Here is a 22,121-nt window from a genome sequence, read left to right as displayed (position 1 = left end):
TCAGGCCTCCACTGAAGCGTCGATACCGCGCATATGCGGATGCTTGCCATGCTTGTCCACCACGTGTTCGTTGCCCGCGAGCTTGCGCAGCACGACGTAGAACACGGGCGTGAGCAAGAGCCCGAACAGCGTGACGCCAAGCATGCCGAAGAACACGGCGATCCCCATCGCGCGGCGCATCTCGGAGCCTGCGCCTGAAGAAGTCACCAGCGGCACCACGCCCATGATGAAAGCAATCGATGTCATCAGGATTGGCCTGAGCCGCAAACGGCTCGCCTCGATGGCCGCTTCAATGATGGTTCGCCCCTGCATTTCGAGCTCCCTTGCGAACTCCACGATCAGAATCGCATTTTTCGCCGACAAGCCCACCAGCACCATCAGGCCGATCTGCGTGAAGATGTTGTTGTCGCCATGCGTCAGCCAGACCCCGAGCAACGCGGAGAAAATGCTCATCGGTACGATCAGGATCACCGCGAGCGGCAAGGTCAGGCTCTCATACAGCGCGGCGAGCACGAGGTACACGAGCAGCACGCTGATCGGGAACACCACCAGCGCCGCGTTGCCGGCCAGCTCCTGCTGATACGTCAGGTCGGTCCATTCGAACTTGAAACCGCGCGGCAAGGTTTCGGCGGCGATACGCGCCACGGCCGCCTGGGCCTGACCCGATGAATAACCTGGTGCAGGACCACCGTTGATATCGGCCGCGGTGTAGCCGTTGTAGCGCACGACCATGTCCGGACCGAATGTCGGCGTCACCTTCACGAGCGATGACAGCGGCACCATCTCGCCGTTTGCGTTGCGCGTCTTGAGCAAGCCGATATCTTCAGCGCTGGAACGGAACGGCGCGTCTGCTTGCACCCGCACCTGGTAAACGCGGCCGAACTTGTTGAAGTCGTTCACGTAGAACGAACCGAGGTAGACCTGCATCGTGCTGAATACATCGGTAACCGATACACCCAGTTGCTTCGCCTTCACGCGATCCAGATCCACATTGAGTTGCGGCACGTTGATCTGATAGCTCGAGAACGAAGGCCCGAGTTCAGGCGTTTGCGCCGCACGTTTGATGAACGCCTGAGTTGCGTCGTTCAAGGCGGAATAGCCCAATGCCTGATGATCCTCGATCTGCAACTTGAAGCCGCCCAACGTTCCCAGCCCGAGCACGGGCGGCGGTGGAAATACCGCAATGAACGCGCCCTTGATGGTCGAAAAGCGCTTGTTGAGTTCGGCAGCAACATTGGCCGCCGTGATCGAACTGGACTTGCGTTCGTCGAACGGCGTCAGGCCAAAGAAAATAACGGCCGCGCTCGACGAGTTGGTGAAGCCGTTGATCGATAAGCCGGGGAATTGCACGGCCGAGATTGCGCCCGGCACGTTCTTGCTGATCTCACCCATCTCACGCACGACCTCTTCCGTGCGATCGAGCGATGCCCCGTTAGGCAACTGGACGATACCCACCAGATATTGCTTGTCCTGCGCGGGTACGAACCCTCCGGGGACGATCTTGCCCATGAGCACCGCGCCGCCGAGCAACACCACATAGATGCCGAGAATCAGCGCCTTGCGATTGACAATGGTGGACACGCCCTTGCTATAGCTTTCCGAACCGCGATGAAACACCTTGTTGAAGAGGCGGAAGAAACCGCCGAACACACGGTCCATGCCGCGCGTGAGCCAATCCTTTGGTTGGTCGTGGCCTTTGAGCAAGAGTGCCGCGAGCGCCGGTGACAACGTCAGCGAGTTGAACGCCGAGATCACCGTGGAGATGGCGATGGTCATCGCGAACTGTTTGTAGAACTGACCCGTCAGGCCCGACATGAAAGCCAACGGCACAAACACCGCGACAAGCGTCAACGCAATCGCGATGATCGGCCCGCTCACCTCCTGCATTGCCTGATACGTGGCGTCACGCGCTGATAACCCGGAAGAGATGTTGCGCTCGACGTTTTCGACGACCACGATCGCATCGTCCACCACAATGCCGATGGCAAGCACCATTCCGAACAGCGATAACGCGTTGATGGAGAACCCGAACGCAAGCAGCAAGGAGAAAGTCCCGACAATCGAAACCGGAACCGCAAGCAAAGGAATGATCGATGCACGCCATGTCTGCAGGAACACGATCACCACCAATACAACCAGTGAGATGGCTTCCAGAAGCGTATGAATTACAGCATCGATACTGGACCGCACGAACTGCGTCGGGTCATAGACGATGTCGTACTTCACGCCCGGCGGCATATCGACCTGCAATTCCTTCATCGTCTTGCGGACCTCGTCAGAAATCTGCAGCGAATTCGCCCCGGGTTGCTGGAAGATCGTCAACGCGACCGCGGACTTGTTGTTGAGCAGCGAACGGCGCGCATAGTCCGATGCTGCGAGCTCCACGCGCGCAACATCGTGCAGGTGCGTGACAGCGCCATCGGGCGATGTCTTCAGCACGATGTCGCGGAACTCCGCTTCGGTCTGCAAGCGCCCTTGCGTATTGACGTTCAATTGCAGCGGAACACCGGGCAAAGTCGGCGACGACCCGATCACGCCTGCCGCGACCTGCACGTTCTGCTCACGGATGGCGTTGACCACGTCGGTAGCGGTCATGTTGCGTTGCGCGACCTTCAACGGGTCGAGCCATACGCGCATGGAATAGTCGCCGGCACCCCACAGGTCGACCTGTCCCACGCCCTGGATTCGCTCGAGCCGGTCCTTGACGTTGATCAGCGCATAGTTGCGAAGATAGGTCCCTTCATAACGATCGTTCGGCGAGATCAAATGCACGACCATGGTGAGGGTGGGCGACGACTTGATCGTCGTCACGCCAAGACGGGTCACGTCTTCAGGCAACCGCGGAAGCGCTTGCGATACCCGGTTCTGCACGAGTTGCTGCGCCTTGTCCGGGTCCACGCCGAGCTTGAACGTGACCGTCAGCGTCAGCTTGCCGTCGCTGTTCGCCTGCGACTGCATGTACAGCATGTCCTCGACGCCATTGATCTGCTCCTCTAGCGGAGACGCAACCGTCTCCGCGATCACTTTCGGATTGGCGCCCGGATATTGCGCATTCACGATCACCGACGGGGGCACGACCTCCGGATACTCCGAGATCGGCAAGTTGAACATGGCGATCACCCCGGCAAGCAGGATGATCATCGACAACACGCCCGCAAAGATCGGACGGTCGATAAAAAACTTTGAGATGTTCATGACGGTATCTTTATTTGCGTTGGAAACACGTCCTAAGAAGCGTTCCTGGGCGTGGGCGACGCGCTCGACATGGCTACGGCGTTTGGCTTGATCACGTCATTGGGACGTACGCGCTGCAAGCCGTTGACCACGATCCGATCACCCGGCTGAAGACCCTTGACGATCACGCGCAGCCCTTCGCTCTGCGTGCCAAGCGTGACCTCGCGGTATTGCGCGCGGTTGTCGTGATCGACGATCATCACGAACTTCTTGTCCTGATCCGTTCCGATGGCCGCGTCGTCGACCAGCACTGCCGCGTGCGGTGCGCCGCCGCCCACCTTCACACGCGCGTAGAGTCCGGGAAGCAAGGCACCATCGGCATTGTCGAATCGTGCGCGCACGCGGATCGTTCCCGAGCCTGTATCCAGGCGGTTATCGACCGAATCCACCTTGCCGTCGCGCGAGTAGCCGTCTTCGTTGGCAAGGCCAAGGGACACCGGGACGCTCGCGCGCGAGTCGTGGCTGAGATAACGCAGATACGTTTGCTCGTCGACATCGAAGGATGCATAGATCGGCGAAACCGAGACCAGCGTCGTCAGCAAAGGTGCACTCGATCCAGTCGAAACGATGTTGCCCACCGTCATCTCGGCACGCGATACCCGACCCGAGACAGGCGCCACGATGTTCGTGTATCCGAGATTGATCCGCGCCGTTTCAAGCGCCGCTTGTGCACCCTTCAGATTTGCCTGCGCCTCGCGTGCGGCGTTTTGCGCCTGATCGTAATCGCGCTTGGCGATGGCGTTATCGGCAAGCAAACGATCTGCGCGGGCCGCATCCGTGGAGGTGTAGCCGTTGCGCGCCTGAGCCGCAGCCAGTTGCGCCGACGCACGATCCACTTCCGCCACATAAGGACGCGGATCGATCGTGAACAGCGGATCGCCCTTCCTGACTAAAGCGCCGTCCTTGAAATGCACCGCGACAATGGTCCCGGGAACGAGGGGTCGGATCTCGACCTTATCGATAGCCTCGAGGCGTCCGGAATAGCTTTGGTAATCCGTTATGGATTTGGCGACTACCGCGGCGACATCGACTTCCGTGGGCGGCGCTGCGCTTGCTGCGGCAACCGCAGCGTTGACAGGCGAATCGCCGTGACCATGGAATGCGGCCAGCGCGCCGGCGCCAACAAGAACGACGGTTGCGCCAAGCACTGCATATTTGCGCTTTCGCGGTTGGGACATTTGCGTGAACATTTTTTGCTCCGATTTGAATCGCTAAGAAGGCTCAGCGTCTCTGCGCTTTTGCAGGCAGCCGCTTTTTAAAGAAGCTCACGACATCAGCGAGCGCCGCTGGATGCGTTCCCAGTTCGTGGTGAGATGCATTGCCGTGCCGCATGACCTCGGTAGGCACCCCTGCCGCGATGAGTTCGCTTGCATATTTTTCGGCTTCAACATGCAACAGGTCGTGCTGAGCGCTCGCAATCAGCGCGGGCGGCAAGCCTGCAAGCCTGCGCGATTCAATTGGCGCTGCATACGGATGCAACCATTGCGATGCATTGGGCAAGTACGCGCGATAACACTGAGCGCATTCACTCGCACCCAGATCGGGATCAACGATTTCTTTTTCGTCGGCCATGCGTGTCATGCTTGGATCGAGCAAAGGCGCAAGCAGCGCTTGAGCGGCGAAAACAAATTCACCGCGATCGCGGGCGACAGCCGCAAGACATGTCGCCAGATTGCCGCCGGCATCGTGGCCCGCAACACCAATGCGCTTTGCATCCGCTCCTTGCGCACGAGCATTTGCGACCACCCATTGCGTGGCGCGATAACCATCTTCGAGAGCCGCAGGAAATGGAAAGGCGGGCGACAACGAATAACCGACCGAGACCACCCACGCCGGCGTCTCGCGTGCAATAGCGCTAGCAGCAGCGTCCGCCATGTCCAGCGACCCGCGCACAAAACCGCCTCCGTGAAAATAGATGACGATCGGCAAGAGCGCGCCTTTTGACGCGGGGTGATAGCTGCGCAAGCGAATGATCTGCGCGTGACCGGTAATGGAAACCTCTTCGATGCTAAGCGTCGAATCCCTCGTCGATTGCATGTTTCGTGTGACGTGTCAGCGTCATTCCGCCAAAGTTGCGATGTGGCGGATTGTGGACTTCAGCGCAATTCTGATAAATGGTTATAATCCAGAACACAATTCGCTCGCTTGGAACAATCGGGACTTCATCAAGTCCGGCGCGATCGAACCTGCCCATTTCTGCTTGAAAAAGTGAGACAACATGGACCGGCTACAGGCAATGCAGGTGTTCACGAAGATCGTGCAGATGAACAGTTTTTCGCGCGCCGCAGACTCGCTAAATCTCCCCCACGCGTCCACCACGACCATCATCAAGAATCTCGAAGCGCATTTGCGGGTGCGCCTGATGCAACGCACGACACGGCGCCTGAACCTCACGCCCGAAGGCGCGGAATACTACGAACGTTGCATACGCATCCTCGCCGAGATAGACGAGACGGAAGACGCGTTATCGAATACGGGAAAAGGGCCACGCGGCAAGCTGCGTATCGACATGCCCGGCTCCGTCGGGCGGCTGGTCGTGATGCCGCGGCTGCCCGAATTTCGCGAGCGTTATCCGGACATCGAATTGATGGTCGGTTTCGGCGATAAACCCGTGGACCTCGTGCAGGAAGGTGTCGACTGTGCAATTCGAGTCGGAGAGCTGGAGGATTCGAGCCTTGTGGCGAGACGTCTTGGTGTGCTTCAGACATTGACAGCAGCAAGTCCCGCCTACATAGAACAATATGGCGAACCCACGAGTCTGGACAATCTGCGTCAGCATCACGCCGTGCAATATTTTTCGAACGGCACGGGCCGCATGAACGAAATGAGCTTTGTGATCGACCAGGAGACGACATCGGTCAAGATGCGCGGCACGCTTGCGGTCAACGATGGCGACGCCTATGTGATGTGCGGCGTTCAGGGAGCCGGGATCATCCAGTCACCCCGGTTCATGTTGTTGCCGCACTTGCGCTCGGGCGCGCTAGTGGAAGTATTACCGCAATGGAAACCCGCGCCCATGCCGATTGCCGCGGTTTATCCGCATAACCGGCATCTCGCACCGAAGGTTCGCGTGTTCGTGGAGTGGATTGCTATGTTGTTCGAGAGCTGCCCGCTGATGTCGAGTGTCGTCGATCAGGAAGGCCGTTGCGTCATTGCTGACGCGCAGTACGGTCTGGCGCCATACACCAATGCGCATGCTGTCGATGCAACTGTCGAAGCATTCGCCTGAACTGAACCGCGGTCTCGCCAAGACTCAAATCTCCGATTGTTCGTGACATCGGAAGAATCAATTCGCTGCAAGCGTATTTATCCACGGTCGTGTTTTGTTTAAGGTGTTGGCTGATGCACCAGCGCTTGACGGCGCCTGCACAACACCTTTTACCGTGGAGATCACTCCTCTCCTTGTCTCTTCACGGTCGGCCCCGGATCTGCCCAAGAGATCCGGGGCTTTTTTCTTTGGTGTATCGCCGGTTCATTCGCGTGGACAAAAAAATGCCTCGTGGTTTTATCCACGAGGCATTCAAGGCTTTCTTCACGCACCGCCAGTCCTGCTCACGGCGCGTCGAAAGTCTGCTGCGCGAAAACTGCCTTGCTTCTTATTGCCCCGTATATCCGACCGGCACCGTCGAGTTGGCCTTCGCAACCGTCGCGTTGTTCGACACAATGTACTGCGGGACTTCGGTGAGCGTCAGCGTCGCCTTGCCGTTGGTATAGGGAACCGTGCTTACGTTTCCATAGCCATCGATCTTGGTGACGTTGCCCGACGTGCCGGCATTGTCGACTTGCAGCGAATAGGCGCTCGTGTACGTCTGGCTATACTGGCCGCCGGTTGCCGGCCATTGCGCATTGCTGTGTGTCCATGCAGCGGTCACGACCTTGCCGTTGCCGAGTTGCTGGAACGCATAAGCGAAGGTCCCCGACGGCGTGCCGTTGACGCGGCCCAGCGTGTTCGTGCCGTCCAGTGCACGCGTCATCGTGGCGAATGCCATGGCTTCAGGCTTCGGCGACAAGTTCGTCGCACCAAAAGAGCCTTGTGCGTTGTTCAGGTCGAAGAATGATCCATAGCCCACTTCGCCCGGATAGTCGGGGCCGAAGAATAGCGTGGTGACCTGTGCGCCGCCGCCCAATGTGATGATGTGTGCACGCGCACCAACTGCCGCATGAGCAAACAACTGGTTCGCCGACGGTACCGTGGGCCCGTAGTTGAGACCCGGGTCGTAGCTCACGCCTGCTTCCGTGAAGAACAGCTTCATGTTCGGCTTGCCTGCCTGCATGACAGCGCGCAACTGCGTCATCTGGTTGTCGAGCGCGTTGGCCTGGTTCGCCGGATCTGGATCGGAGTCCTGCAGCTCAGGCGGATGCGCCGGGAAGGTGCCTGCGTTCCAGTAGCCATGCGTCGAAACTGCATCGATGTAATTCCACAGACCCAGCGCGCCGAATTTCTTCAGGTAGCCCGTCGTGCACGTATCGCAATTCGCGGCGAACGGATTACCCGTGCCCATTACGACCGCGTTCGGATCGGTCGAGTGAATGCCTTCGTAAGCAGCCTTGTACATGGCCACGAAGTTCGCGTCACTGTCTGCCCAGCCGAGGCTCGGCTCCCACGTCACCTGGTAATAGTTCTTCTGCTGGTTCGGGTAATTCGCGGCGCGGATCAGGCTGGTGTCGGTGCCGACCTTCGCCATGAATCGCTGGAATTCCGGCATATTCGACGGCGCGTAGTAGCTGTCGTTGAACTGGCCCGTCTTCGAATCCCATGTAGGCAGTCCATCGAGACGCACAATGCGCATCTGATCAGGGTTGGTCTTGTAGAACGGGTCGAGATCGTTGACGCTTGGCGTGTACGTATCCGGGCCGTTGGGTTCCATTGCCGACACCTGACGATCGTCGATGGTCCACGAAATGCCCAATGCGCGCAACGCGGCGATGTTGCCGTTGAAACCCTGCATGCCGAAGCGATGCTGGTCCTGATGCGCATATGTCACCGTACCGAGCACCGAGCTCAGGTTCGGCAATACGCCGAATGTCGCGATGCCCATTGGACGCGTGCCGCTGCTTGGCAACGTGCCGCCGTGTGACTGCAGGGTCGCGGTAAGCGCGCCGTAGCCAGACCACGTCGATGTACACGAAATGCTGTTCGTCTGCGCGCCGGACTTGACCGGGAAACTGCCCTGCGTCTTGATGGAACCGTTCGAGTCCGCAACGGACCACACAACGGTATCCGCCGCCGGAGAGTTCGTCGTGATCGCGAGCTTGAACGGTACGTTGTTCTGGAATATACGCAGACCGTCAGTGGTCGGCGTGTCGGCGCTGATCAATCCGCTACCCGAGCCGCCCGCCGTCTGCGTCGGAGAACCGCACGTGATGGCCGATGTGGTCGGGGTCGGTGTCGAAGTCGAAGGCGTGGTCGTCGGGGTCGTCGCCGGGGTGGACGGAGTCGTGGTCGCGGGCGCTGTGGGCGTCGGGGTCGACGTCACCGGTGTAGTGGTCGCGGGCGCCGTAGGTGTAGTCGCGGGTTTGCTCGGTGCTGGCGTCGAGGTGGCGGGAGGCGTGCTCGCCGCTGCCAGGCTGACCCAGCACGACTTGCCATAACCGTAGGCGGGATCGGACTGCGAAACCGCGCCGACATAGCATCCCACTCCATTGCTGAAGGTACGCGGGCTTGTCAGCATGCTCGACGGCGCGTTGGGCGGAACCGCGCCAAACACGACCGATCCGGTTCCCGAGAACGTGCAGTTGTCATTCTCCTGACCGCACAACTTGTATTGCGTGCCGGAGATCGTGATGCTTGATTGCGCTTGCGCGTTCTGCACACCAAATGTCGCCAGCATTGTCGCGGCTGCAACCGGAAGTAGTCTTAAGTATTTCATCATAGTCCGTATGTATCGCTAAAAGCAGGTTTCCCCGGGGAGTCAGCAAGATCGATCGAAGCCGTCCAGCGTATGCGTTGTTGATGTACTGAAAGAGGTAAAGCTGAAAACGCGGTGATCGCGTCCGTTGCTGATGAATCTGAAGCTTTCTTGCGTTTTGCCATTAAACCGGCGTGTTCAGGCCTGCCCTCAAAGTAGCATCGAAAATGCGTTATTCCTATGCGATCCTAAATAATTCCAGAGCTCGCGTGCATCTAGCGGTGTGTTGCTTGCAGCCATGGGCGGATGCGCTGCGTGGAGCAGCAAGAACCGGACGAACCACTTCTTAGCCGCTTGATTCACGCCAAACCAAAGTCGAACTCCGCCTACCCTATCAACAAATTTAGAAGCCCTTACTATTCAGCCAACGCTGAATTATTCCCAACGATCAAGCGACAGAACTAATCGCTTGGGCTGCAACATCCAGCACATTAACGCGTCATCCGATACTCCACGCGGGAGGCCTCACACCCGCATTACCGGATTTCGCTCGTACCTCCAAACACGTAATTCCTGCCATGTTCGACCGCGCTGCAGTTCTGCACAGGTATTACTTACGGGGTGGTCGGGGCAGACGAATTATATTCGCAAAAAAACGTTTCATCCGTGTAACGTGGTGGAAAGACTTTGAAATAAGTAATAGTTCCTCAGTGACCGATTGATGCACTGCGTCTCTCCCCAAAATCGCAAGCAGTGAGAATTTCATCCTCACGTGAAACAAAATCCACGAAGCTTTCAGTATTTAAGGCTTCCCTATAGTATGAAGTTACCTTTTGTTAATATTTAAAGTAAATAATACTGATCACGGTATTTCGTATGATTAATCGAATGTTTTTTGCGAACCCGATCAATAGACGGCGAGGTAACAAAATGGCCCGTTTGCGCGAAAGCAGTCGCAAAAACGGGCCATTTAAAAGCAAGTCCAACGGCGCTGGAATTGCGCCGATTGTCTATCGCACCATCATTTGCTCCAGGGACTCTTTGACCGCCGGCCATTCGGTATCGATGATGCTGAAGCGCACCGAATTGCGTTTGCGGCCATCCGGCATGATGCGTTCGTGCCGAACAATGCCTTCCTGCTTGGCGCCGATTCGCAAAATGGCTGCTCGCGATGTTTCATTGAGTTCGTCGGTTGTGAACTGGACACGCACTGCGCTCATGACATTGAATGCATGAGCGAGCAGCAAATATTTTGCTTCAGTATTGACACCTGTGCGCTGGGCAGATGCACGCAACCATGTATGCCCTATCTCGAGTTTCCTGTTGATGCGATCGATCTTCCAGAAGCGGGTACTGCCAAGTACCTCGCCGCTCTCGCGCCTGACAATGACGAATGGCATGACCGCCCCTGTCTCGCGCCCGGCCAACGCAGTGGCAATGTACCCATCCACTGTGTCCGGTCCGGGGACGACCGTCACCTTCATGTTCCACAGCTCGCCATCCGCGGAGGCTTCGAGAAGCGCGTCCTGGTGCGTTCCCTCAAGCGGACGAAGTTCGATGAAATGACCTGTCAACGTGGGCCGGTTGGTATCAAGAGCGTCTGTGGTCATCGTCTTCCAGCCGTTTTCATGGAGGCATCAATCTTAATTCAACCGGCACACGATGCCTTACGTAGCGGTTTGAGCGAACACTAAGGTCGCGTCTTTTGCATCCAGTCGACAATGCCGTCTACGACCTTGTCTTCTATACCGTAGTAGCCATGCGGCGTCAAAGAGCCGCAGTTGTCCTGCGAATGCTGAACGCCACCGCTCACGTTCAACACGGTAACCCGTGCGTTGTGAATGCCTTGCGCGATCGCGTTCGCCATAGATGGCGGCGCGACCTTGCATTGGTCATCGCGGTTCGCAACGACCAGCGAAGGAACACGAACGTTCTCGGGGTGTGAATCGAAGACGGTCTCGTGCGAACCACCAAGAATGGAGACCGACTCGGTCAGGATCAAACCCGCGATCCCGTTTTGTCCCGCGTGCGATGCTGCATTCATCGCAGCGATAGACCCTTGACTCGTGCCCAGCACCCACAGCGGCGCGCGGGTCGTCTCGCGCGCGAAAGCAACTATCCTTGCGATAACCCCGGCATACGCTGCAGTGCTGCGCTGGCCTCGCAACGATCGATGATCGAGTGCATCGACCAGCAACACGCCATAGCCGCGCTCGCGCCAGAGGTCGCTCGACCGCACCACGAAGTTCTTTGCGTTCTTGATGCGTCCGTGCTTGTCGATATCCAGTTCGCCCGCGCCTCCCGCAAACATGATCATCAGGCCTTTGGCATCGCGCGCGGGGGTAAATACAAGACTCGTTGGAAGTTACTGCCCTCCAACGGCAGATCGCTTACCGTACCGCCACCGGACTGAAGCGGTTCGTCGGCCTCGGAGCTTATCGTTTGAGCGTGATGAGGAATGTCGCGAGCCAATGCGTGAGTTCCAAGAAGACAGCAAATCGTTGTCAGGCAAATGCGTGCATACCGGGGTTGAAGCATTGACCCCTCCTTCGGGGTTGAACAAGAATTGATTTTCGCTGCCTGGACGATGCATGACGGCGCCCGGCAAACCGCAGGCCGGCGATAGGATATAAACCCCCGGCCCGGATGTAAAATATATTCGATACCACCCTTCCATACTCAAAACATATGTGAACACGGTTCGTACGATAGCCGCCCGTCAGCGCTCGGCATTGCGCAATTTTAGTTTCTAGTCCAAACGAACCACGATTTTCCAGTACGTTCAAAGCTCGAAATTTATATTCGTGACCGCCGCAAGAAGATTTGAGATCGCCAATTCTTTTTCTGCAAACGTTTGCTAATCCTCTGTCTATCCCCCGCCCCACAAGGCCCATCCAGCCTGACGTTTAGGGATTTGCGCCTTTGATAGCCTGAACTCCCCGGCAGATTTTTCCTCAGGTGATGAAACCCAGGATTTTTTCTTCATTAACCGCTAATCTTCTCGATTATTACGATATATTACGGACCGATACGATCCAGTTACATGTCGCCCAAAGCGGGAAAGCGGACCATGAAGTCATTGCGCGTACTACACAGCGAATCATCCACCGGATGGGGCGGTCAGGAACATCGGACGCTCAAGGAAATGATCATATTGCGCACACGCGGACACACGGTCGAGGTGGTCTGCCCGAAAGAAGCTCGCCTGGGCGTGCGCGCGAAAGAGGAAGGCTTTATTGTTCATCACGCCCGCATGAAGGGCGGCGCCGACGTGAAGTCGATGCTGACGATCAAGTCATTGCTCTCGCGCCGCAGATTCGATGTGCTTAACACGCATAGCGGGCATGACAGCATCGTGGCCGGAACCGCCGGCCGCCTGGCGAGTACGCCGCTGGTCGTACGTACGCGCCACCTCGCGTTGCCTATCAGTTCGCTTGCGACCTACACGTGGATTCCGCATCGCGTGATCGCGGTGAGCCGGCATGTACGCGAGTACCTGATCTCCGCCGGGGTATCGAAGGGTCGTGTAGAAACGATCTATGACGGTATTGTGAAACCCGAGCCGCTTTTACATTCAACGTTGCGCACGGAACTCGGGCTCGACGGCGACGCAGTCATCGCGGGCATGGTTGCGATCGTGCGCGACAAAAAAGGCCATGAGGACCTGATCGACGCAGTCCAGCCGATGCTCGCGGAGCGTCCCAATCTGCATGTCGTGATGGCCGGCGATGGCCCGTGGTTCGAAAAGATAAAGAATATCGTCGATGGTATGGGCCTTTCTGATCGTATCCATCTTCTGGGCTTTCGCACGGACATTCCGAACGTGCTGCGAGGCTGCGATTTCTTCGTGCTGCCGACGCATCAGGAAGCGCTGGGGCAATCCTATATAGAGGCCATGGCTGCGGGCTTGCCGGTGATCGGAACCGACGTGGATGGCGTGCCCGAACTGATCACGCATGGCATCAATGGCCTGCTCGTGCCACCGCACGATATTCCCGCGTTGCGCGCGGCCATGGCGCGGCTGATCGATAACCCCCGGCTGCGTGTGCAACTCGGGGTGGCCGGCCGCCTTCTGACGGATGCCAGCTTCACGGTGGACGGCATGGCCGACGAAACCATCGACTTCTACCGGCGCGGCATCCGCGAGCGCCGGTCCAACGCGTGACGCAGCGGGCGCGAGCGGTGCCGGTGCTGATGTATCACCATGTCAGCACGTCGCCTGGAATGATCACGGTTTCGCCTGTTCATTTTGCAGCGCAAATGGCATACCTCGCAGAAGCGGGCTACAGGACAGCGGGCGCGGCGCAACTGAGCGCGTTCCTCGCAGGCGAGCCGCTGCCGCCGAAATCCGTGGTTCTGACTTTCGACGACGGATATCTCGACAACTGGGTCCACGCGCACCCAGTCCTCGAGAAGCACGGTTTCACTGCCCTGTGCTTTCTCGTGACAAGCTGGCCCGGCGAAGGCGCGCCGCGCCCGAACGCGCAGACCGGTGGTGCGCTGCCCGAGTTGCTGGGGCATCGTGAAGGGGATCTCGCAATACAAGGCGGAGAACCCGATCGCACGATCTTGCGATGGTCCGAGATAGATGCGATGCGTCGTGCAGCCACCTTCGAATTCCACAGCCATACGCATAGCCATCTGCGCTGGGACAAAGTGGCCGCGAATCGCGCAGAGAAATGCGCCGGCCTCAAGCGTGATCTGATCGATGCTCGCGAAGCGTTCAGCGCCCGCATGGGCGAAGTGTCGGATCACTTGTGCTGGCCGCAAGGTTTCTTCGACGATGACTACCTGCGTGTTGCTCGCGAAGCCGGCTTCCGCCATTTCTACACGTGCGAGATGGCGCCGAACGTCAGCAACGAGCACGCCGGCGAGCACTCCATATACAGGCTCGAAGTGCGTGACAAGCCGGCGTCGTGGCTTGCATCGAGATTATGGGTGCATAGCCGGCCTCTCCTTAGCCGCGCTTATCTGAAGCTCAAGCGGTAAATTGCATTGTACGGGCCGCGGGATGGCCGCCCTCTTCTCACTTTGCGTGTTCGTCGTGATGCTCCTGGTGCTCTTGATGCTCCTGGTGTTGCTCATGCTCGGGCGGCCGCGCCGGCTGCGGATGTGAATCCGCGTGTTGTACAGGTGGCGTGGCATGCGGCGCTTCGTGCTCGGGTCTTGCCTCTGGACGCGGTTCGGGCCGCGGTTCGGATTGTGGTCCTTTAAGCGCATGCGGTGCCAGCTCATTCAGCGCATGCGGTTGAGATTGAGATTGCGCTTGCGGCTGTGCTTGCCGCGCCCCTTGCGCCTCGTTCTGCTGTTCGGGCCTCGGCGCATGGTCCGCGGGATCATGAGCGGCGTTATTGACGAAAGGCCTCGGGGCGCCCCCTTGCGCTGCCAACGGCGGATGCGGCTGTGCCGGCTGCGCAGCCTGTGGATTGTGCCCTTCCTCTTGCGGCACATTTTGTCCCACGTTTCGAGTCGGCGCGCCTTGTGACGTAACCGGGCGACTTGCCGTCCGGCTCACAAGACGATACCCCTCAGGCGCTGCGGGGGCGTTCCGGTTGATTGGGCGCGAGAATGCAGCAGGAACAGTCGTGCGCACGATCGGCTCGCCCGCACCCTCGACGTGTCCGCCGCCGCTTGCAAACCGTTGCGCAAGCGTGTCGCGATAGGCAGCAGGAACCGCCGGCGCTCGCGTTGCGACCACCTGCCGCTGTGCCACCTGAGGCGGCACGCCAGCCGATGCCGTGCGCATGCCGCCCGTGAAACTGCCACGTACCGGCGCAATACCGGGCGTCCCCGCGCCGATCTGTGCACGGCCGATCTGCTCCGGCGTCAGGCCACGCGCGGCTTGCGCCACGGGCTGCCCATGCACGAACGTGTTCGCCGGCACCGCGACGATCGCACCTGGCACGCGCTGATTGATGTACGTGTTGTGAACGTTCGTGATGTTGTTGACGATCGTCGTGTTGTGCACGTTCACATTATTGTTCACGCGGTTGTAATAGCTCGGGCTGTATCCCGAACCCGGATGCCAAGGCTCGTGCGGCCCGAGCGCAAACCAGGCAACACCCGCACCCACCGCGCCGCCTATCGCAAGATCGACACCCCAATGGGAACCACCGCCACCGCCCACAAACGCGACCAGCGCGGGCGCATACACGGGACGCGCGGCAACCACCGGCCCCGGCACCCATGCCCACGCATTGCCGAGGTACGCCCAGCGTCCATAGTGGAACGGTGCAAATCCCCACGGGGCGTCATCGACCCAAGTCCAACCCCACGGCGCAATCCATGTCCAGTGGCCCTCGCGATAAGGCGCCCAGTTCGCCGATACCCCCACCGTCGGCACCCACACCTCGCCATAGGATGGATCAGTGCGCCATGTGCCATTTGCGTCGAGGTCTTCATAGCCCGGGATTTCACGCGATACATATCGTGCGGATACCGAAGCATCTTCCAGCCTGTCGCGGCTTATGATCCACTGATCGAATGCGTCGAGGCCCGGCGCCGGTCCGGCCGCTTGTTGCTGCAGGTTCACGCCGGTGAATCTGACTTGCTGGCCGGCGGTCATCTGCAACGAGCCGCCATCGCCGTACAGCATGGCACTGCCGCTTCGCAGCGTTACCGTGGTGGAGTTGCCATCGGGCGCGACATCGACACGAAATTCGGCCGCGCTCGATGCCTGCAAGGCAACGTTCGGCGTATCGATCTCGATGTTCTGCCCGGGAGGCAACGCGCGCACATGCGCGGACAGTGACCCTTGCGTGACCTTGAGCTGCAGGGTGGCATCGTCGATATCAACCATGCTCAACGCCGTTTGCTGGTTGAGCCGTAACGCCGTCGACCCGATATGAAGTTCCGCCCGCGCGCCGTTGTCCGTCCAGACCTGATCGCCCGTGGTCAGCGGCCGGTTGAGTTGCGCGTAGGACCATTCGGTTTCGCCCGCAGGTTCCATTGTCACGTTGCCGTTGAAGTAGTTCAGGCGTGCAACGCGGCCGGGTGGATCGCTTGCCGCGGCACCGGGCGCGGTAGGAGACGGTACGGCTTGTTGCGCCCAGGCGGGTGTCGATAAAACCGCGACCAATGCGGTGGCGGTCAATACGGCGGCATGAGTTCGGCGCAGGCGTGGGGTCATTGGTGCATCTCCGGAATTATGATTTTGCGTACATATATAACGTCGACGCACGAAGCATGGATGACCTGCTTCACAATTCATACACTCGGTTGCAATCGATGACGTGACATTTGCCATGGCCGCTTGCGTCGGGGGCCAACCTTACGCCGTCAGGCGTGTCTCATTTCAAACTGCTGACATGCTGCGGGTTGATCATAGGATGTTGCAATGCTTTCACATGTCTACGTTGGCGTTACGGATCATGGTCGCGCTTATTTTCGTGATCCGGACGGCGCCAAGCGTTGCGTCTGCTGCCGTGATCCAGTGCCTGCCAGGCTCGATCAAACCGGGTCTGGCCACCTGTAGCCGAGTACATCGGCAAGCGGGTAGGCGAGCTCGCGCACTTCGTCCAGTTGATTGCCGCCGAGCAGATATACGGCGTCGTCGTCATGGCGCAGATAAAAGCCGACGTGCCCCTTCCAGCTGGCCGGATCGTCGCGTGAGAGCACGGCAATGCATCCATACTCCGGCTGATCGAGCACGCGTCCCCACTCAAGCCACGAACGTGCAAGCGCTGACCCTGTGCCGCCATAACCCGCATTCGCCATGCACCAGTTCACGAACGACGCGCACCACGAGACCTTGTCGTCATAGCCAGCAAGATTCGTATGCGCGTTATATGCCACGATGCGTGGATTCGTCTCTCCCGGCCCGAAGCGCCGCACACCGCGCTCGGCGAGCGCCAATGACATCCATGTGTGCGGATCGGGGTTGCGGATCATGAGCTTGTTCGCGTCAACTGCTTTTCTGCGATGCATCCTGACGCATCGATCCGCCACCTACGCTCTGCCCTGCATCGCGCGCGACCTTGAAGTATCCATAGACGGAAACCAGAGTCAGCACGCCCGCGAAGAGAAACGCGAGCCTGAAGTCATCGAGTGAAAAATGAAGACTTTCGGTGCCGGTCGTTTCACCGTTGATCGCAGCGCCCGCGCGCAACGCTACCGCGCCATAAGCAATGCCCAGGCCGATTGTCATTTGCGCAGCCGCGCTCCATAACGTGCTCGCGGCGCTCATTTGCGGCTGGCCGACGTCGGCATAAGCCAGCGTGGCGAGCAGCGAGAACTGCATTGAACGTGCAACGCCATACACAAACACCACGAGCAGGACCCACGCAAGCGGCGAGTCGGGCGTGAGAATGCCGCACGCGATAGTAAAGATTCCGGCCGTGGCTACCGCTACGATAGATACGTTCCTGAACCCGTAGCGCCGCAGGATGCGAGTGGTCAATGCCTTCATGCCGAGATTGCCCAGCGCGCTCGCAAGGAGCAACAGGCCCGACTTGAAGGCGGAAAGCCCGAAGCCGATCTGAAACAGCAATGGCATGAGGTACGGTACCGCGCCAATGCCGATGCGTGTCAACGACCCCGTCAAGACCGTGACGGAATAGGTTGGAATCTTCAGCGTCGAGAAATCAATCAATGGATGCGGATGCCCCGCCGCATGCCGGACGGCGATATAGCCGATCAGGAATCCGGCAAGCACGATCCCGCCCGCAAGCCACGGATTGCTGGCGGGCTGACTGGCGAGCTCCGCGCCATAGAGCACGGCCGTCAGCGACGCGCCGCTGAGCACGAGGCCCATCACGTCCAGCGGCTTGCGTTCCGCGCCTTTCAGGTTCGGGACCAGCATGGCGACGGCAACGAGGGCGCACAGGCCGAAGGGCACGTTCAGCAAGAAGATCCATCGCCATGAAGCATAGGTCGTAATGAACCCGCCGACCGGCGGCCCGATGACCGGCGCTGCAATGGCAGGCCACGTGATGGTCGAGATGGCCTGCATGAGGCGGCTTTTCTCGGTGCTTCGTACCACGATCAGGCGGCCGACCGGGACCATCATCGCCCCGCCGGCGCCTTGAAGCACTCGCGCCGCCGTGAACTCGGCGACGGAATTCGACATGCCGCACAACACCGACGCCACGATGAACACAACGATCGCGCCGAAGAACACCGTGCGCGAACCGAAGCGATCCGCGACCCAGCCACTCACCGGAATGAAGATTGCGAGCGCGAGCATGTACGCGGTCATGCCGAGGCTGAGCGCGTTGGGGCCGACGCCAAACGACTTCGCCATTTGCGGCAATGCGGTTGCAATGACCGTCGTGTCGAGGTATTCCATGAAGAACGTTCCCGCCACGATGTAGGGCAGCCAGCGGGCAGCGGATGGTGCAGGCGACGCGTTGTTGCTCATCGATAACCCCGGGTTGTGCGGCGCAATGCTGGCCGCCGCGCCGCAATCGGCGACACGTACTGGTTGATGGTCCGAGGGCTTGCGCAGGTATGCGCGGGCCCGCTTCGCATTATTACGTATCCCCAAGCCGCGTGCCATCCGGTCTGCGCGCAACACGCTGGGCCGTCAGCGAAAACCGCCGTTATAATCGTTCGCGTCACCGCTCGCGCTCCTTGCTGTCTTGCGGGCCGTCCAGTTCTTTCAACGCCATGCCCAAACCATCCTCGAACGCCATCGACAAGCCGGCTACGCCTGACGTCCCCGAAGACGCCAAGCCGACCGGGACCGCGGCATTCTCGAAGTTCCTGGCCGTCCTGCAGTGCATTGCCGACGCACAGACACCTCCCGGCATTGCGCAACTCACCGCGCTGGCGGGTTATCCGCGGCCGACGGTGTACCGGATTGTCGGTGCGCTGATTGCCGAGGGCTGGTCGTCGAGAGTCCGCACGGCGGCGCTTATTCGCTCGGGCCACGCCTGTTGTCGTTGGCAAGCCGTAGCTGGGAGCGCTCGGACTTGCGCGTTGCGGCGAGCGAACCGCTTCAGGTGTTGCGCGATGCAACCCAGGAAACCGTGCACCTCGCGGTGCGCAGCGGTTCTGAAATGGTCTACATAGAAAAGCTTGAAAGCCCTCAGGCCGTACGCATGGCTTCGCGAATCGGTACCCGCGTCACGCTCTATTCAAGCTCGGTGGGCAAGGCTTATCTAGCATCGCTCAAACGCGCCGAACGCGATGCCTTGCTGGCGCCGCTGCATTTCGAGCGCTTTACGTCCAATACCATCGTGGAGCGTTCAGCACTCGATGCCGAACTGGACGAAACGCATGCCCGCGGTTATTCAGAAGACCGCGAAGAAAACGAAGAGCAGATCTTCTGCTACGGAAGCGCGATCCTGGGCTCGAATGGCGAGCCGCTTGCATGTGTCAGCATCAGCATTCCGCTTTATAGAAAGAGCGGTTCACCACTCGACACCTACATTGCGCCGCTCAAGGACGCATGCCGTGCGATCGCCGAAGGCATGGGCCCGGGATCGCGCTGAGCTCAAGCAAAAAGAGCCGGGCTTGTCGTCCCGGCTCCATTCACACTTTAGTAGTTAGAACCGATGACGCAAGCCAATCGTTCCCGCGACCTGGCTATTGGTCGATGACGCGCTGAGCCCGTTGATATCCGCCGTCAGGCCCGAATCACCCGTACCGCTCACGTGCTGATACACGCCCTGCAAATAGACGTCCGTGCGCTTGGAGAGCGCATACGCCGTCTGCAGCGTCACCTGGTTGTATTTCGGGCTGACGCCATCGAGCTTTGCATCGGTGAATGTATAGGCGCCTGAGAGCGTCCACGCGGGCGACAGGTTGTAGCGACCGTTCACCTCGTAGTTGGTAAAGCGCGCGCTGCCGTCTGCCAGCGTCAAGCCGTTCGTCGTACCCGATGCCGATGCGCCGATGCCCGTCGCGCCGTCCAGATGCGTTTGCGAAAACACAAAGCCCACATTTGCGGCGCCGAACGCGTAGCTCACGCCTGCGCCGTAAGTGCGCTGACGCGCTGCTGCGAACGTGGCGTCACTCGTCACAGCGCCCGACGCGTTGAGCGTCGAGCCTGCGTTGTTCAATTGCATATAGCTTGCGGCAACATTCAAAGGCCCGTAGTTATATGACGTGCCGAAGCTGTATGCGCGGTTATCGGAGAAGCCGTCCGCTGCGTTCGAGAAACCATAGAGGCCGCCGAACTTCAGGCCTCCGTAATTGACGCTTTGGTATTTGACCGAGTTGTTGATTCGGAACGAGTTGTCGAGGTTGTCGTTATCGAACGGATGCGCGGCCTGGGTGCCGCCGAATGACGTACCGGTCAATGCAAGCGGTCCAAGATAGTCGACCACTGAATCGTATTGACGTCCCAGCGTCACGGCGCCTGCCTGATCGCTCGACAAACCAACGTAGGCCTGGCGGCCGAACTCTGCGCCGTTCTGGCCGAACTTGCCGCTATCGATGCTGAAGCCGTTTTCCAGCACAAAGATGGCTTTCAATCCGCCACCCAGGTCTTCCGCGCCGCGCAGTCCCCAGCGGCTGCCGTTCACCTGGCCACTCGTTGCCTGGATGTTTTTGCTGCCGCCCTGGTTGTTGGTGTACGTGAGCCCTGCATCGATCAGGCCGTATAGCGTCACGCTGCTCTGTGCATTAGCTGCTCCGGCGAAGGTACCAAACACACCAAGAGCCATAAGGGATTTCTTCATTTCTGTTTCTCCGAAAAAACGATGCTTAGTCAGTTGCCAATCGATGTCGCCGTGCGTCGAATGGACGGAGGTCATTAAACCGCAGCGTTTGGCGCGCGCCGTTGGTCAGCGGCCACGCGGTTCGTTACCAAGCGTTGCTATCGGGAAAAATGGTTACGCGTGAGAGCGTGTCTGTTTGATGCGCCTTGATCGCGCAACAGAATGGCAAAGCGTTACCCATCAACGGTCCATTCGAGCTTCGTTGGCGCGTCGATATCGTTTTCGGTAGTCGGCGATTATTGAAGCCGTGTTGAACCGACACGGTGTGGAACACTTTGGAATATCTTGAACAGGAGGCGCGACGCATTGTTGCGGTTAACGCATCAGAACCGGTGCCTCAATCCCACCGCGGTCACGACCTGCTCGTTTTTCGTCGATGGAGATTGCCCGCTGACGTCGGCAGTCAGTCCCGAGGCATCGCTGCTTAGGTGCTGATAGGTAGCCTGAACGTACACATCGGTGCGCTTGGAGAGGGAGTAATCCGCCTGCACTGACACATCCTGCCACGCCGGTTCATGTTCGCCCGTCGCGATCGACATCACGCCTTTCGTATAGGTGTATGCGCCATTAAGCGCCACCGACGGCGTCACAAGATAGCTGGCATTGAATTCGAAGTTGTTGAAACCCGCGCCTTGCCGGTTCTGCTTGAGGCCAAGACTGTTCGCACCATTGATGGTTGCAAGACCACCGAGCTGAGTGCGCGTCCAGACGAAGCCGACCCGGCCCGCGCCGAGCGCATAGTTGAGACCGGCGCCATAAGTACGCTGCAATGAAGCGATGAACGTACGGTCGGTCAGCGTGATCGCGCCATCGGTGTTGTTTACGCCCGGATTGTCCGCCTGCAGGTAACCCGCGGCGATCGTGAACGGCCCGGTTTCATACGATGCGCCGGCGCTGTAGAGGCGGTTGTCATCGAAGCCGCCTGCCTCGTTCGAGAATCCGTACAGCGCGCCGAACTTCAGGCCCGCATAGGGGACGCTGGTGAATTTCACGGCGTTATCGACACGAAACGAGTTGTTCAGATTGTCGTTGTCGTACGGATGCGGCGACAGGTTGTTGCCGCCTGGATGACGGCCGGTGAAGCTGAGCGGCGCGACATAATCGACGACCGAATCGTCTGACGCCCGAGCGTCACCGTACCGAAGCGGAACCTTATTTCAGGGCACATCCGGGAAAAACGCACGGCTCGGGACTGGGGCTGACCATCGCAAAAGCCATTGCGATGGCACACGGTGGAACACTCGTCTTACGCAACCGGCCGACGCGCGGACTGGGCGCCGTGTTGACCTTGCCGCGCGCTTGACGATGTTCTCGTTGGCAATTCACAGCAAGATTATTTATGCTGTCCGCAGTCGAACCACTGAACCACACAAGC

15 protein-coding genes and 1 pseudogene are annotated in these 22,121 nt (G+C 59.2%); 5 read left to right on the top strand and 11 right to left on the bottom strand.

All coding sequences use genetic code 11. The annotated features are described in order from the left end of the window. From AXG89_RS39000 to AXG89_RS38990, 3 genes are read right to left on the bottom strand one after another with little or no spacing between them, the layout of a single operon-like run. Entirely contained in the window at positions 1-3,195 is a 3,195-nt protein-coding gene (locus tag AXG89_RS39000; protein ID WP_075358354.1) for an efflux RND transporter permease subunit, read from the bottom strand. Positions 3,196-3,227: 32 nt separating this feature from the next. After that, positions 3,228-4,412, bottom strand: coding sequence for an efflux RND transporter periplasmic adaptor subunit (locus AXG89_RS38995; protein ID WP_075358456.1), 1,185 nt, complete (start codon positions 4,410-4,412; stop codon positions 3,228-3,230). Between the two features lie 43 nt (positions 4,413-4,455). Continuing rightward, positions 4,456-5,271, bottom strand: coding sequence for an alpha/beta hydrolase (locus AXG89_RS38990; protein WP_075358353.1), 816 nt, complete (start codon positions 5,269-5,271; stop codon positions 4,456-4,458). A 181-nt stretch (positions 5,272-5,452) separates the two neighbouring features. Between AXG89_RS38990 and AXG89_RS38985 the strand changes: the two genes are divergently transcribed. Next, the gene (locus AXG89_RS38985) at positions 5,453-6,463 is read left to right on the top strand and encodes a LysR family transcriptional regulator (RefSeq protein WP_075358352.1); all 1,011 of its coding nucleotides are present in this window, start codon (positions 5,453-5,455) and stop codon (positions 6,461-6,463) included. A gap of 367 nt (positions 6,464-6,830) precedes the next feature. Here the strand turns inward: AXG89_RS38985 and AXG89_RS38980 are convergent, their stop codons facing one another. From AXG89_RS38980 to AXG89_RS38970, 3 genes are all read right to left on the bottom strand, one after another. Next, the gene (locus AXG89_RS38980; RefSeq protein ID WP_075358351.1) at positions 6,831-9,107 is read right to left on the bottom strand and encodes a hypothetical protein; all 2,277 of its coding nucleotides are present in this window, start codon (positions 9,105-9,107) and stop codon (positions 6,831-6,833) included. A gap of 986 nt (positions 9,108-10,093) precedes the next feature. Next, positions 10,094-10,693, bottom strand: coding sequence for a GNAT family N-acetyltransferase (locus tag AXG89_RS38975; protein WP_062002089.1), 600 nt, complete (start codon positions 10,691-10,693; stop codon positions 10,094-10,096). An 80-nt stretch (positions 10,694-10,773) separates the two neighbouring features. Beyond that, positions 10,774-11,400, bottom strand: coding sequence for an alpha/beta hydrolase (locus tag AXG89_RS38970; protein WP_205583107.1), 627 nt, complete (start codon positions 11,398-11,400; stop codon positions 10,774-10,776). Positions 11,401-12,153: 753 nt separating this feature from the next. On the opposite strand from AXG89_RS38970, the gene AXG89_RS38965 reads away from it, so the two are divergent. Together AXG89_RS38965 and AXG89_RS38960 are read left to right on the top strand one after the other, a co-directional pair. After that, entirely contained in the window at positions 12,154-13,248 is a 1,095-nt protein-coding gene (locus AXG89_RS38965; protein WP_075358454.1) for a glycosyltransferase family 4 protein, read from the top strand. Between the two features lie 29 nt (positions 13,249-13,277). After that, positions 13,278-14,072, top strand: a complete 795-nt coding sequence (locus AXG89_RS38960) for a polysaccharide deacetylase family protein (RefSeq protein WP_075358453.1) — start codon at positions 13,278-13,280, stop codon at positions 14,070-14,072. A gap of 37 nt (positions 14,073-14,109) precedes the next feature. On the opposite strand, the gene AXG89_RS38955 is transcribed toward AXG89_RS38960, so the two are convergent. The 3 genes from AXG89_RS38955 to AXG89_RS38945 all read right to left on the bottom strand — a co-directional run bounded on the left by AXG89_RS38955 (position 14,110) and on the right by AXG89_RS38945 (position 18,441). Beyond that, a complete protein-coding gene (locus AXG89_RS38955) occupies positions 14,110-16,212 on the bottom strand; it encodes a DUF6600 domain-containing protein (protein WP_119024822.1) in 2,103 nt (700 codons plus the stop codon). Positions 16,213-16,532: 320 nt separating this feature from the next. After that, on the bottom strand, positions 16,533-16,943 hold the full coding sequence (locus AXG89_RS38950; RefSeq protein WP_075358452.1) for a TIGR02594 family protein: 411 nt from the start codon (positions 16,941-16,943) through the stop codon (positions 16,533-16,535). A 43-nt stretch (positions 16,944-16,986) separates the two neighbouring features. Continuing rightward, positions 16,987-18,441: an MFS transporter gene (locus AXG89_RS38945; protein ID WP_075358451.1), complete on the bottom strand. Its 1,455-nt coding sequence runs from the start codon at positions 18,439-18,441 to the stop codon at positions 16,987-16,989. Positions 18,442-18,689: 248 nt separating this feature from the next. On the opposite strand from AXG89_RS38945, the pseudogene AXG89_RS38940 reads away from it, so the two are divergent. Beyond that, positions 18,690-19,516 (top strand): annotated as a pseudogene (locus AXG89_RS38940) (IclR family transcriptional regulator). Between the two features lie 54 nt (positions 19,517-19,570). Here the strand turns inward: AXG89_RS38940 and AXG89_RS38935 are convergent. Further along, positions 19,571-20,707, bottom strand: a complete 1,137-nt coding sequence (locus AXG89_RS38935; protein ID WP_075358450.1) for a porin — start codon at positions 20,705-20,707, stop codon at positions 19,571-19,573. Positions 20,708-21,069: 362 nt separating this feature from the next. Next, a complete protein-coding gene (locus AXG89_RS38930; RefSeq protein WP_335672015.1) occupies positions 21,070-21,738 on the bottom strand; it encodes a porin in 669 nt (222 codons plus the stop codon). A gap of 125 nt (positions 21,739-21,863) precedes the next feature. On the opposite strand from AXG89_RS38930, the gene AXG89_RS44550 reads away from it, so the two are divergent. Beyond that, positions 21,864-22,049 carry a sensor histidine kinase gene (locus tag AXG89_RS44550; protein ID WP_335672024.1) on the top strand — a complete coding sequence of 62 codons (186 nt, stop codon included), beginning with the start codon at positions 21,864-21,866 and terminating at the stop codon, positions 22,047-22,049. Positions 22,050-22,121 lie beyond the last annotated feature (72 nt).

Origin of the sequence: Burkholderia sp. PAMC 26561 (genome assembly GCF_001557535.2) — a bacterium.
In the GTDB taxonomy this organism is placed as follows: domain Bacteria; phylum Pseudomonadota; class Gammaproteobacteria; order Burkholderiales; family Burkholderiaceae; genus Caballeronia.
Note: the sequence above shows the minus strand (reverse complement) of the source record. Positions and strands in the feature narration are given on the sequence as shown.

What these genes read in the sequence shown, in the direction of transcription:
- AXG89_RS38935 (WP_075358450.1), bottom strand. Translation starts at nt 20,707, where the DNA reads ATGAAGAAATCCCTTATGGCTCTTGGTGTGTTTGGTACCTTCGCCGGA.
- AXG89_RS38985 (WP_075358352.1), top strand. Translation starts at nt 5,453, where the DNA reads ATGGACCGGCTACAGGCAATGCAGGTGTTCACGAAGATCGTGCAGATG.
- AXG89_RS38955 (WP_119024822.1), bottom strand. Translation starts at nt 16,212, where the DNA reads ATGACCCCACGCCTGCGCCGAACTCATGCCGCCGTATTGACCGCCACC.
- AXG89_RS38990 (WP_075358353.1), bottom strand. Translation starts at nt 5,271, where the DNA reads ATGCAATCGACGAGGGATTCGACGCTTAGCATCGAAGAGGTTTCCATT.
- AXG89_RS39000 (WP_075358354.1), bottom strand. Translation starts at nt 3,195, where the DNA reads ATGAACATCTCAAAGTTTTTTATCGACCGTCCGATCTTTGCGGGCGTG.
- AXG89_RS38980 (WP_075358351.1), bottom strand. Translation starts at nt 9,107, where the DNA reads ATGATGAAATACTTAAGACTACTTCCGGTTGCAGCCGCGACAATGCTG.
- AXG89_RS38995 (WP_075358456.1), bottom strand. Translation starts at nt 4,412, where the DNA reads ATGTCCCAACCGCGAAAGCGCAAATATGCAGTGCTTGGCGCAACCGTC.
- AXG89_RS38975 (WP_062002089.1), bottom strand. Translation starts at nt 10,693, where the DNA reads ATGACCACAGACGCTCTTGATACCAACCGGCCCACGTTGACAGGTCAT.
- AXG89_RS38960 (WP_075358453.1), top strand. Translation starts at nt 13,278, where the DNA reads ATGTATCACCATGTCAGCACGTCGCCTGGAATGATCACGGTTTCGCCT.
- AXG89_RS38970 (WP_205583107.1), bottom strand. Translation starts at nt 11,400, where the DNA reads ATGATCATGTTTGCGGGAGGCGCGGGCGAACTGGATATCGACAAGCAC.
- AXG89_RS38945 (WP_075358451.1), bottom strand. Translation starts at nt 18,441, where the DNA reads ATGAGCAACAACGCGTCGCCTGCACCATCCGCTGCCCGCTGGCTGCCC.
- AXG89_RS38950 (WP_075358452.1), bottom strand. Translation starts at nt 16,943, where the DNA reads ATGTCATTGGCGCTCGCCGAGCGCGGTGTGCGGCGCTTCGGGCCGGGA.
- AXG89_RS38965 (WP_075358454.1), top strand. Translation starts at nt 12,154, where the DNA reads ATGAAGTCATTGCGCGTACTACACAGCGAATCATCCACCGGATGGGGC.